Raw genomic sequence first — 11,795 nt, 5'->3', positions numbered from 1 at the left:
TTCAGCCCATCAAATTATCGATCGAATAAAGATAAATCTCTTTCAGTTCCTCTAAATTCCAGGTTATACTCCCCTGAGGAGCAGAGACCACTAACTCCCGATCTCCAGTAACAAGCCCCATCTCTTTGTATGGAATGTCACTATTTTTCAACCTTTCCACAACCTGGTTCCTCTGGGCTGGACTGCAGGAAACAAGAAACCTGGATTGCCATTCACCGAAGAGATAATATTCACTCATTTCAGGAACCTCAACTACGGCCCCTCTTCGTGACCATAGAAGCTTCTCAAATAAAGCAGTCAAAAGGCCGCCTTCAGAAACATCATGAACACTTCTTAAGAGACCATCTCTTGCAAGGGATAAAATAGTTCTCTGCAATTTTTTCTCAAAATTAAGATCAATTGTGTCGATTTCACCACCAATTAAACCGTGTAAGACCTTCAAATACTCACTACCACCTGCCTTTCCAGATTCCTTACCTATTAAAATTAGAAAATCACCAGGACTTTTGACAGACATATCGATTATCTCATTTATGTTCTCAATCATTCCTACCATTCCAACAATGGGAGTTGGATAAATACGGTATTCCGGGGTTTCATTATAAAAGCTCACATTTCCTGAAATTATTGGAATATCTAAGGCTTTAGCTGCCTCATTCAACCCCTGAATTACCTTTACAAAGGTCCAATAAACCTCTGGATTTTCGGGATTACCAAAATTTAAACCGTCGGTAATTGCCATTGGTTCAGCTCCAACGGCAATAAGATTCCTTGCAGCCTCGGCAACAGCAATCTTTCCTCCTTCATAGGGATCAAGGTAGCAATACCGAGCATTACCATCCATAGTAATTGCAATACCGAAGGATTCGCCTTTTATCCTCAAAACAGATGCATCTGCCCTTCCTGGAACAATCACCGTATCACCCCTTACAGTGTGATCATACTGCTGATACACCCATCTTTTAGAGGCGATATTGGGAGAAGCAAGAAGTTTCTTAAAGGAAGATCCAATATCAGAGGCCTTATACACAGAAATATCTATACTTTTAAGCTTTTGAATATACTCAGGCTCCTTCATCGGCAACTGTCTTATAGGAACACCATTTACAAGACCTTCAATAGGAATCTCTGCAAGAACTTCCTCGCCTTTCTTAATTCTAAAGACCTTCTCTTCTATAACCCTCCCTATGACCTCCGCTTCAAGCCCCCATTTCTTAAAAACCTTTTTGAACTTCTCTTCGCTTCCCTTCTTAATGCACAATAAAAATCTTTCCTGTGTCTCTGAAAGCATTATCTCATAGGGCGTCATTCTTTCAGACTTTACCGGGATTTTTTCAATCTGAATCTCCACTCCCACATTTCCTCGAGCCGCCATTTCCCCCGGTGTTGTGGAAAGGCCCCCCGCACCAAGATCCTGCATCCCTATAAGTTCCTTAAACTGATTAACCTCAAGAAGGGCTTCAATTAAAAGCTTTTCAAGGAAGGGATCACCGATTTGAACGCTGGGCCTTTTCTCTTCCTTAGGCCCTTCCAGAGTATCAGAGGCAAAGGTCGCACCGTGTATGCCTTCTCTTCCCGTTTTTGAACCTACAAGGAGAAGGAGACTACCAGGTACCTGGGCAAGGCCTTTTTTCAAATCTTCTTTTTTCCCTATGCCCACACAGCAGGCATTGACGAGACAATTTTCCTTAAAAGGTGCTTCAAAGTAAACATCGCCCGCCACACAGGGAACACCAATACAATTTCCATAAAAGGATATGCCGCTCACTACCCCCTCAAAGAGATGCTTTACGTGTGGATCATCTAACTCTCCAAATCTCAGTGAATCCATAAGGGCCACAGGCCTCACTCCCATGGAAAGAATATCTCGAACTATTCCACCAACCCCGGTAGCAGCCCCGTGAAATGGTTCAACGGCTGAAGGATGATTGTGACTTTCCACCTTAAAAGCCAGAATGTATCCGTTTTTTAGCTCCACGACTCCCGCATTTTCTCCAGGACCTTGTAAAACGTACCTACCTGAAGTGTGAAGTCCCTTAAGGTAGGGCTTCGAAGATTTATAACTGCAATGCTCTGACCACTGGGTTGAGAAAATCCCAAGCTCCAATAGGTTTGGTTCTCTACCTAAAATCTCTACGATTTTTTGATATTCCTCTTCAGTAAAACCGTGCCTTTCAATTATCTCTTTATCCATTTTCAAGATACTCCTTAATTGAAAGGAAAAATTTTAAACCATCCCCAGTTCCAAGAAGTTTTTCCGAGTTCCTTTCAGGATGTGGCATCATCCCAAAGACATTTCTTTTTTCATTGGTTATTCCCGCTATATTTAAAAGGGAGCCGTTCGGATTCTCCCCTTCGTACTTTAGGAAGATCAAATTCTTTTTGATCAGATATTCAAGCTCGTCCTTGTGAGCGACAAATCTGCCATCCATATGAGCTATAGGGATTACAATAACCTCGTCTTTTTCAAATTTATGCGTAAAAGGCAACTCGTTATTAACTACTTTAAGGGTCACATCCTTGCAAATAAACTTCAGATTTTTATTTCTAATTAGACCGCCTAAGAGAAGCCCCGCCTCTGTAAGTATTTGAAACCCATTACAGATTCCAATAACAAAACCCTTTTCTTTTTCAACGTAATCCATTATAGACTCCACAACTGGTGAAACTTTGGCCATTGCACCAGGTCTCAAGTAATCCCCATAGGAAAAGCCACCCGGTAGCACCACAAGGGAAAACTTGTTTAGCGAGGTTTCTTCATGCCATACATAGTAAGTATCAAAACCCACGATATCTTTTAAAACATAGTAAGTTTCGGTTTCACAGTTTGTCCCTGGGAAAATTACAACTCCTGCTCTCATTGCTCCTCAATCCTTATTTCAAAATCCTCAATAACAGGGTTGGAAAAAATCGATTTTGCCAGGTTCTCAACTACTTTTTTAACCTCTTCCTTACTTTCACCACTGGCATTAAACTCGATAACCTTTCCTACCCTTATTTCTCTTATCTTATCGTAGCCAAGGCGTTTAAGAACTTTTTCTAAGGCCATCCCCTGTGGTTCCGGCAAATCCTCCCTCATCCTCACTATTACCGACACCCTAAAATCCGGCATTAACTTATTCCTCCTTCTTCAGAACTCTTACTTTTAATTCCTTAATCCTCTGCTGCGTCGAATCAATTACCTCAAACTCAAGAGGACCTATAACAAATTTTTCCCCTACTTCCGGAACTCTCTCAAGATTTTCAATGATATATCCTCCAAGGGTATTCACCTCTTCGCTTTCGAGCTCAACCCCAAGTTTTTCCGAAGCCTCATACAGATCAACCTTCGCGTTAACTAAAAAACTCCCATCCTCCAGTTCCCTTATTAACACCTCTTCCTTATCAAACTCTTCGTAAATCTCTCCGACGATTTCCTCCAGTATGTCTTCTAAGGTCACAAGTCCTGCCACCGATCCAAACTCGTCGACCACTATGGCAATAGAAATGTGCTTCTTTTGCATTTCCTTTAAAGTGTCGAGAATTTTTTTAGAGTAAGGGATGTAGTGAACAGGTTTTGCCAAGTCGGCAACCTTTAAGGATTCAAGTTCGTCAAGGTGTTTTAGAAGTTCTTTAATGTAAAGAATTCCAATTACATTGTCAGTCCGCTCTTTTACTACAGGGAGCTTCGAAAAACCCCTCTTCCTGTAGACTTTCACTGCATCTTTCAAAGTGGCGTCGCTACTTATGTAAACCATATCTATCCTCGGAACCATAATCTCCTCAATCTGTCTATCACTTAACTCGAGAATTGACTGGATAATTTCCACAACGCTGCTTTGAAGAATCTCCTGTGCCTTCAATTCTTCGAACAGTTCAACCAGCTCTTCGATTTTTAGTTCTTGCCCTTTAATTTTTCTTATTAACCTTTTCAAATAAGCTCGCAAGCCCATTTTTTAATTTTTCACCTCCTTCACGATCTAAACCAATTCCTGCCGTCATTATGATTTTAAAGGCTTCATTAAAATCCATATCAAGAAAAGCCAACCTTTTCTCTTCCACAATCAAATAAAAACCCGTGGTTGGGTTGGGAACAGTTGGAGAGAACACCATGTAGTACCTTTTCCCATCCTTTTCAAAAGGCTCTTCTTTTGTTAAGAATCCCAGGAGAAATGGTCCTTCATCCCCAATAGTGAACAAAACAACCTTACCCGATGTAACTTTCCTTTCCTGCGAACTACCTATGAATTTCACTAACTCCCTCGAAGCATTGTAAATTGTTCTCACAAGGGGAATTCTACTCATCAGACGGTTGATATAATTCTCAAGTTCGAAGCCAAAAAAGAGTCTCACTGAAAGTCCGGCAAGGTATAGGAGAACTAACCCGATAAAAAGCCCAATCAGGGTCTTTAAAAAGGGTGGTATTTCGCGGACAAAGGGGAGAAGCAAAATAAGCTGGGCAAAAAAGTTCCCGAAAAGTGAGATCACAACCGAAAGAATATATAAAGTCAAAACCAGTGGTCCCAAAACGACAAGACCAGCGATAAAATCCTGCCTTAAGTTTTCCTTTGTGAAAGAATCTTTTAACCTTTGAAGAAATTTTTGGGGCATTTTTATACCTTCTTTAGAATAGAGTTGGCAACCAAAATCCCAGAAACTGCTGCTTGAGAAAGGCCTCTTGTAATCCCAGCCCCATCACCGGCGACAAACAGATTTTGAATGCCTTCAATCTCAAAATCCCTCGTAACCTTAATCCTTGCGGAATAAAACTTAACTTCAACTCCGTAAATGAGGTTCCCGTCGTCAGCCATTCCTGGAACAAGCTTGTCAAGCTGGTCAAGCATCTCCTTTATGCTGGAGAGATACCGGTAGGGCAATGCAAAGCTTAAATCCCCTGGGACAGCACCCAGATATGTGGGTTTTACGATGCTCCTTTTGATCCTCTCCTCCGTAGAACGCCTCCCGAGTTTTAGATCCCCATACCTCTGAATTATCACACTTCCGGTAAGGAGGTTGGCAAGCCGAGCAATGGACTTCCCATAACTTACAGGGTCGTTAAAGGGCTGAGTAAACTTTGTTGAGACAAGGATTGCCAGGTTTGTATTATTAGAAACGGGGTAAGAATAGCTATGGCCGTTCACAGTAACTACATCTTCTGTCATTTCAGGCACTACAACCCCGTAGGGATTTACACAAAAGGTTCTCACTTTGTCGTCAAAGCTTTTGGAATAATAAATAATCTTTGGCTCATAAAAAACATCTGTTAACTTTTTCAAAACTTCGGCAGGTACCTCAATACGTACTCCAATGTCTACAGGGTTTGTGTCTGTCTTAAAACCGTACTTTTTTGACATTTTGAATAGCCACTCTGCACCTGAACGCCCGGGGGCAAGGATTACAAACCTTCCATAATACTCATCCTTAACGGTCTTAACGCCCTCGATTTTTGAATCTTTTATAATCAAGTCCTCTACTGGTTCATTACAGTGAAATTCCACCTTTTCGCTTACTATAGCCTCCCTCATTGCCTTCAAAACGAGAAAGCCTTTATCGGTCCCCATATGGAGAACCTTGGACTTCACAATCTCAAGCCCATATCTCTGCGCCTCATAATAAATTTTATCTACCTGTTCAGAATCTAAACCATAAATCCTACGGGGCGCACCGAATTCTATTAGCTTCTCAATGACGCTCTGGAACAACCTGTCAAGCTCTTCCTGGGACAAAAAATCCTTAAGATTCCCGCCAACGTCTGCACTCAATGTAACTTTACCATCGGAAAAGGCACCAGCACCGCCAAAGCCGGAGGTGATAGAGCAACTTTTACATCTAACGCAGGGGATCTGCTTTTCCAGTGCTGGGCACTTTCGCCTTAAAAGATCATCCCCCTTTTCTAAAATCAAAACCTTCAAACCTTTTTTGGCCAACTCAAGGGCTGAGAAAGTTCCTGCAGGTCCACTACCAACAATAATTACGTCGTAAAATTTGTTTGTCAATTTAGTTTTACTCTCGTTAGTCCTTGTGCCAAATTACCCTTAAAAATTTTTCACTCTCAGAAAATACAAACTCAAGTTCCCCTTGATAGGCTCTATTAACCGCCTTTCCAATCCTTGTTGCTAAGCCCTCCGTAGTCGTTCTGATCTCAATCCTATCATCAAACCTATCTATTTTCATAATCCTTGCCAGTGGGTTACTCACCGACTCTTTTTCAACTTCATGTCTAATAAGATTCTGAACCTCGGCGAGTCTTTTTTCATCATTAATGATTCCACCCTTAATTACCAAAACACCCAAGGGATAATTGTCTTTTATCTTCCTGCACGCTGGGCAATCCTTATATTCAACTCCTTTTACGCTTCTTAATTGCTTGGATAGTTCTTCATCCTTTTTCCACATTTTATTATGGTACACAAGACCACAGGTAGGGCATATTGTTGGATCTTTGTATATATTCTTGTCCATGTAGGGGTCGTGTATCTTAACGTCCAGCATCTTATCTTTTCTCTCCATAGAACCTCCTTCGTGCTAAAGTATATTTTAAATTCAATGCCGCTTAAAGTCAAACCAAGGGCACTACGGCGAAGTCACCAAAGGTAATCGCAAAAGTTCCCTTTTCATGAAATTTTGATGTTGCGACAAATATAAGTTTAAAGACAGCAAATTACACAAATGACTCGATAAACCTTAATTTTTTGTTAGAACCACACTTTTCCCGTATAATTTTACATGGCTGGAGAGGTGGCCGAGCGGTCGAAGGCGGCGGCTTGCTAAGCCGTTGTACCCCGTTGAGGGGTACCGTGGGTTCGAATCCCACCCTCTCCGGTTAAAATTTAAAGATGAAATATCTAAACTCAATCTTAGAAGCGATAGGCAAAACTCCCTTAGTGAAGCTTAATAAAGTAGTGCCTGATAACGGTCAGAATAAGCTCCTCCTTGCTAAGGTTGAATATTTAAATCCCGGTGGAAGCATTAAAGACCGTATGGCTGTTTATGCCGTTGAAAGAGCAATAGAAAGAGGTGATTTAAAACCTGGTGGTACCATAATTGAGGCTACATCAGGAAATACCGGTGTTGCCCTTGCTATGTACGGTGCGATAAAGGGCTTTAAAGTCATCCTGACTGTTACTGAAAAGGTTTCAAGAGAAAAAATTGATCATCTTAGAGCCTTCGGCGCTGAAGTCATAATCTGTCCAGGGAGTGCAAAGCACGGGTCTCCAGAAAGTAGAAACGCAGTAGCCGAAAAGCTTGCTATGACAACACCAAACTCCTTCTATGTGAACCAGCACGATAACGAAGACAACTGGAAGGCCCATTACTACTCAACGGCTCAGGAGATATGGGAAGATACGGAGGGTAAAATAACCCATTTCGTAGCAGGCATTGGGACAGGGGGTACCTTTACAGGTGTCGCCAAATTTCTGAAAGAGAAAAATCCTAATATCAAGTGCATTGCAGTGGACCCAGTTGGGTCTGTATTTTATCCCTACTTTAAAGAAAAGGTGCTCGCTGAACCTAAGGAATATGAGTTGGAAGGACTTGGTGATGACGCGTTAATAAAGAATGTTGACTTTTCAGTGATTGACGATATGTATCAAATAACCGACAAAGATGCCTTTCTTATGGCGCGCAGGCTGGCAAGAGAAGAAGGATTATTTGTAGGAGGTTCCTCAGGCGCTAATGTCTGGGCGGCGCTGAAGGTTTATGAATCTGCACCCCTGGGGTCGGTAATAGTGACGATCTTACCAGATTCCGGTTTCAAATATCTCTCCAAATTTTATAATGACGACTGGATGCGTTCTAAAAACTTTCTATGATTCCCTTTCTCAAATTTAACTCCCAAGGTAACGACTTCGTCTTTATTGAGGAGGTGTTTATTTCTGATTTGGACATTAACAACTTTGCCAGAAAGGTCCTTAACAGACACTTTGGCGTCGGTGGAGATACCCTCGTAATTCACAACGACACAAAACACACCCTTAGATTTTTTAACGCCGATGGTTCTGAAGCCGAAATTTGTGTTAATTCTCTACTCTCCTACGGGCTATACCTTAAAAAATTTAAGAAAGAGAAAGGAAGCGTCAACGTCAAAACCATATCGGGCGAAAGGGTTATTAAAATTGAAGAAGACCAAATTTCGGTAATGATTGAGAAGGCACTTTTTGAATTTAAAGAACTGGAAATTGATTTAGAATCAGTAAGAGTCAAGGGTTATTTTACCCAATCGGCTGGGAATCCGCACTTTGTCCTTTTAGAGGAGGTCCCCTTCGAACTTGCCCCCAAAATTGAAATAAATAGTGCATTTCCAAACAGAACCAATGTGAATTTCTTAAAAATTACCCCGGAAGGCATTTTTTACCGCGTTTGGGAAAGGGGCGTAGGTGAAACACTCTCCTGTGCCTCTGGAGTAATCTCATCCTTTGGTGTTCTAAGGGGATTGAAGCTTGTAAACTCTCAAGCCCTTTTCATTTCAAAGGGCGGAAAAGTTAGCATAAAAGAGGAAGGGAACCACTTCCTTTTAAGTGGTAGCCCATCCTTCGTTTTCTACGGATATTTTAGCGCCACTTCTTTTTAGTCAATAAAAGGTATCCCCTTAAAAATGAAGTGATTAAAGTGACACCACCGAGCCCAACTAAGGCATACTTCCAGCTATGGGTTAATAAATAAAGCAAAAGCCCCAAGAAAACCCCAAAGAGGTCAAAGATCCTGATAAACCCTTCCGGAGTAAAATCTTTCAATTTCACCAAAAACCTCCTCGGGGGTAATTTCCCGCATGCATTTGAAATGCTCCATAGGGCATCTATCAAGCCCGTGTAAACTGCAAGGCCGACAAGGTAGTTTTTTCTCAAAGAGCTTGACAAACCCTTCACCGGCAGGCCTGAAACCGAACTCGGGGATCGTTGGTCCAAAAATAACGAAAAGAGGAGTGCCAATGGCCGCGGCCATGTGTGCAGGACCTGTGTCATTGGAAACGACAAACTTTGCGTTCTTCAAAATATAAAGAAGCTCCCTTAAACTCGTGTTCGCTTGCAAATTGATAAATCCAACGGGGGCTAACTCAATGAGCTTCTCCTTTCCAATAATAATCACAGATAATCCTAATTTCTCGACTATTCTCTTGCCAAGTTCCAGGTAATACCCCACTGGCCATCGTTTCGTCCATTTGCTGGCACCAGGGACGAGTACTGCATATTCCCTGGGCACGTCAAATTCTGGTTCTTTTGTTGCAATTAGTTTTGGCTTCGGTATTTCGTCGACGGGTACATATTTTTGAACTGAAGTTACAAATAGTTTGTAAAGAGGTGTTTCCTGGATTTCCTTCTTAAACAAAACAGCCATTCTCCGCTCCCAGGAATTCTTTCTCGCCCTCACGCGATATTTTGTCCTACTAAAAAGGGTTAAAAGAAAGGGGTAAAGCTTTCCATGGGCATCAACCACTAAGTCGTAGCTCTCTCTGCGAATAGTTTGTAAGCCTTTCCATTTACCTTTAAAAGTTCGTTTAATGGGGATTATCTTCTCAATCCTATTATCACCCTCATAAAGGTCTGCAAATTCTTCGTAAAGTGCAAGGTGTATCCTCTTCCCCTTTCTGTGAAGGAATTCTACAAGAGACGATAGAATAACAAGGTCACCAAGAGAGGAAAGCCTTATTACAAGAACCTTATTTACTTCTGCGGGCATCCTTAACTCCAATTTTGGGGCAGTATTTCTCTATAGGGCAAATATCACAACGGGGGGATACGGGCTTACAAATTGTCTGGCCAAAAGCGACCAGCAGATCATTGTAATCCCTGTGCCATTCCTCGGGCAGAATCTTCTGAAGGGCTTTTTCGGTCTCTTCCGGCGTCTTTGTTTTTACGATTCCCAATCTATTGGATATTCGGTGAACATGGGTATCCACTGCAATTGCAGGCTGTCCATAGGACCTGGAAAGAACAATATTTGCAACCTTCCTCCCTACACCTGGAAGTTTAAGCAATTCCTCCATTTTATCTGGAACTTTTGAATGGTAATCCTTTACAAGGATTTCCGCCAATTTCTTTAGGTTTTTCGCCTTTGTCTTATAAAAGCCGCAAGGGTAAATCAATTGTTCTATTTTCTCCACTGGCAATTTTGCTAAGTCCTCTGGGGTATTAATCTCTTTGAAAAGTCTTTCAACGGCCTCTGCCGTAACCTCATCCTTAGTACGTGTACTTATCACCGAAGCCACAAGAACTTTAAAGGGATCCGTTGTCCTTTTCTTTAATTTTTTAACGGGGGCTTCCCACTTATTGTGTTCTTCCCGTAAAATTTCGAGGATAGTTTGTAAGATGTTTTTATCCAATTTTAAAAGTAGATTTTTGGGGCGACACCCCGAAGGGGTGTCGCCCCATTAAATCAATGCCCGTCTCTATCAATTACCTCAACAAACATATTACTGAGCAGAGTTGGGGTTCCGCTTCCATTGGTACCGCTGTTTTCTGGCAAACTCTCAGGGCCATTCCAGTGGTCGCCACCAGCAACAACAGCTACAACTCTTATCTTTGCAAAGGGCAATACCCTGCTCTGTCCAAGATTGTAAAGAACATCGTAAGGTATCCTTACCTCCATAAACCTCGTTCTTCCCGTGGGATCCGTAGTATCTGGTACATCCGCAATGGAATAATCAGAGCTCGGCACTTCTTGAGTGGTTGAACCCGAAGTTATATGCCTTAAATAAGGGCCATAAGGCGTTGCTGATGCCCACTTGGCAATTATAAATTCTGCGGGTGTAGAATCCGGGAACTGGAAATTCCTGGGGAACCAATCAAGGTTATTTCCATCGAGGGTTCCATCGGTAGTGTCGCCGTTATTTACATTAATATAGATAATAACAGCATTATCCCTTGCAGCATAATGAAGACCTATGTAAAGATTCTGCGCATCATGTCCAACGTAAAGGGCACCGAGATCACCATAAAGGCCCCAGGGGCTGTCTCCAATAGTATCCATAACGGCAGCTGATGGCCAATCACTTAAATTGCCATCTACAGTTATGCTAACAAAGGGGCCGTCTGCAAAGGCATACTCCCCTACTGCCGAAGGAGTCAATACCACAGTACCAGCATTAACTTCATTCCATCCAGAGATCGTAACCGTGAGCGACTCAGGATTATAACCCGTCGCCTGGAAGAATAGTTTGTAAGTCCCATCGTCAAGATTCTTCACCTCATATTTACCGTTAAGGGTATCACTCTTGACCATAGCAACCTGCAAAGTGTCCTTGTAAACCCTCACAGTGGCTTCAGGATAAGGCGGAACCGTATCGTCAGCAAAGGCTACAACCCCATAAATTTTCCCCCGAGGGGTGGAGACTAAGGTGATTTGATATCTTAAGGTTTTTTCATTAAATTGAAATTTCCAGTATCCTGCCTGCCTCAGAGGTCCAGCCGTTATATGATCCCCCAGTCCATTGCAATTCGGTTGTGCATAACCGGAAAGGCCCGTGTCAGGACCCTGAGTCCCGAAGGCATAGTTCCAGTCTCTATTGGCAACAAACTTAAATCTAATGCTATCCTGCGGGGCATTAAAGTAAACGATTTGCTCCCACTGGTAATCAGCCACAAGGGTCATTTTTGTGTTCTCAAAGTCATTAAGGTTCCAACCCTGGAAATCTCCCACCACCTGCATGGAATTGTACTGTGTTCTATAAGCCTGCCCAGGAGGATTGATAAGTGGATTACCTTCCTCCTTGGCGCAGGAGATGATGAAAATTAAAATAGCCAAAGGCAAAAACCTCTTCATAGAAACCTCCTTAATTTCTCCCCTAAAATGGTCCCCTTAAATATTTTAAAAAACCA

12 protein-coding genes and 1 tRNA gene are annotated in these 11,795 nt (G+C 42.1%); 3 read left to right on the top strand and 10 right to left on the bottom strand.

Annotation, left to right across the window (positions count from 1 at the left end; genetic code table 11):
- Nucleotide 1: 1 nt before the first annotated feature.
- The 7 genes from purL to ABIM45_00540 are packed head-to-tail and all read right to left on the bottom strand — an operon-like array spanning nucleotide 2 to nucleotide 6,489.
- Nucleotides 2-2,194, bottom strand: coding sequence for a phosphoribosylformylglycinamidine synthase subunit PurL (purL, locus tag ABIM45_00570; protein ID MEO0238409.1), 2,193 nt, complete (start codon nucleotides 2,192-2,194; stop codon nucleotides 2-4).
- The gene (purQ, locus tag ABIM45_00565) at nucleotides 2,187-2,861 is read right to left on the bottom strand and encodes a phosphoribosylformylglycinamidine synthase subunit PurQ (protein ID MEO0238408.1); all 675 of its coding nucleotides are present in this window, start codon (nucleotides 2,859-2,861) and stop codon (nucleotides 2,187-2,189) included. The genes purL and purQ overlap by 8 nt, the downstream gene beginning before the upstream one ends.
- On the bottom strand, nucleotides 2,858-3,112 hold the full coding sequence (gene purS, locus ABIM45_00560) for a phosphoribosylformylglycinamidine synthase subunit PurS (GenBank protein ID MEO0238407.1): 255 nt from the start codon (nucleotides 3,110-3,112) through the stop codon (nucleotides 2,858-2,860). Before purS ends, purQ begins: the two co-directional genes overlap by 4 nt.
- Nucleotides 3,113-3,116: 4 nt before the next feature.
- Nucleotides 3,117-3,932 (bottom strand): hemolysin family protein, encoded by an 816-nt coding sequence (locus ABIM45_00555; protein ID MEO0238406.1) that lies wholly within the window; start codon nucleotides 3,930-3,932, stop codon nucleotides 3,117-3,119.
- On the bottom strand, nucleotides 3,889-4,590 hold the full coding sequence (locus ABIM45_00550) for a DUF502 domain-containing protein (GenBank protein ID MEO0238405.1): 702 nt from the start codon (nucleotides 4,588-4,590) through the stop codon (nucleotides 3,889-3,891). Before ABIM45_00550 ends, ABIM45_00555 begins: the two co-directional genes overlap by 44 nt.
- A 2-nt stretch (nucleotides 4,591-4,592) precedes the next feature.
- Complete coding sequence (locus ABIM45_00545) at nucleotides 4,593-5,975, bottom strand: NAD(P)/FAD-dependent oxidoreductase (GenBank protein MEO0238404.1); 1,383 nt, start codon at nucleotides 5,973-5,975, stop codon at nucleotides 4,593-4,595.
- Nucleotides 5,976-5,991: 16 nt separating this feature from the next.
- Nucleotides 5,992-6,489 carry a BCAM0308 family protein gene (locus tag ABIM45_00540; protein ID MEO0238403.1) on the bottom strand — a complete coding sequence of 166 codons (498 nt, stop codon included), beginning with the start codon at nucleotides 6,487-6,489 and terminating at the stop codon, nucleotides 5,992-5,994.
- A gap of 222 nt (nucleotides 6,490-6,711) precedes the next feature.
- Here ABIM45_00540 and ABIM45_00535 point away from each other — a divergent pair.
- The 3 genes from ABIM45_00535 (at nucleotide 6,712) to dapF (ending at nucleotide 8,551) form a co-directional block, all read left to right on the top strand.
- Nucleotides 6,712-6,801, top strand: a tRNA-Ser gene (locus ABIM45_00535).
- A gap of 14 nt (nucleotides 6,802-6,815) precedes the next feature.
- Entirely contained in the window at nucleotides 6,816-7,793 is a 978-nt protein-coding gene (locus tag ABIM45_00530; GenBank protein MEO0238402.1) for a cysteine synthase family protein, read from the top strand.
- Complete coding sequence (gene dapF, locus ABIM45_00525) at nucleotides 7,790-8,551, top strand: diaminopimelate epimerase (GenBank protein MEO0238401.1); 762 nt, start codon at nucleotides 7,790-7,792, stop codon at nucleotides 8,549-8,551. Before ABIM45_00530 ends, dapF begins: the two co-directional genes overlap by 4 nt.
- A 122-nt stretch (nucleotides 8,552-8,673) precedes the next feature.
- Here dapF and ABIM45_00520 read toward each other — a convergent pair whose 3' ends face one another.
- From ABIM45_00520 to ABIM45_00510, 3 genes are read right to left on the bottom strand one after another with little or no spacing between them, the layout of a single operon-like run.
- Complete coding sequence (locus ABIM45_00520) at nucleotides 8,674-9,657, bottom strand: glycosyltransferase family 9 protein (protein MEO0238400.1); 984 nt, start codon at nucleotides 9,655-9,657, stop codon at nucleotides 8,674-8,676.
- Nucleotides 9,638-10,300 carry an endonuclease III gene (gene nth / locus ABIM45_00515; GenBank protein ID MEO0238399.1) on the bottom strand — a complete coding sequence of 221 codons (663 nt, stop codon included), beginning with the start codon at nucleotides 10,298-10,300 and terminating at the stop codon, nucleotides 9,638-9,640. The genes ABIM45_00520 and nth overlap by 20 nt, the downstream gene beginning before the upstream one ends.
- 53 nt (nucleotides 10,301-10,353) lie before the next feature.
- Nucleotides 10,354-11,739, bottom strand: coding sequence for a hypothetical protein (locus tag ABIM45_00510; protein ID MEO0238398.1), 1,386 nt, complete (start codon nucleotides 11,737-11,739; stop codon nucleotides 10,354-10,356).
- Between the last annotated feature and the right edge of the window lie 56 nt (nucleotides 11,740-11,795).

The sequence above is a fragment of the candidate division WOR-3 bacterium genome, from assembly GCA_039803545.1.
Lineage (GTDB): Bacteria > Hydrothermota > Hydrothermia > UBA1063 > UBA1063 > UBA1063.
The sequence above is the reverse complement of the archived record's forward strand: the minus strand, read 5'-3'. Positions and strand labels throughout refer to the sequence as shown.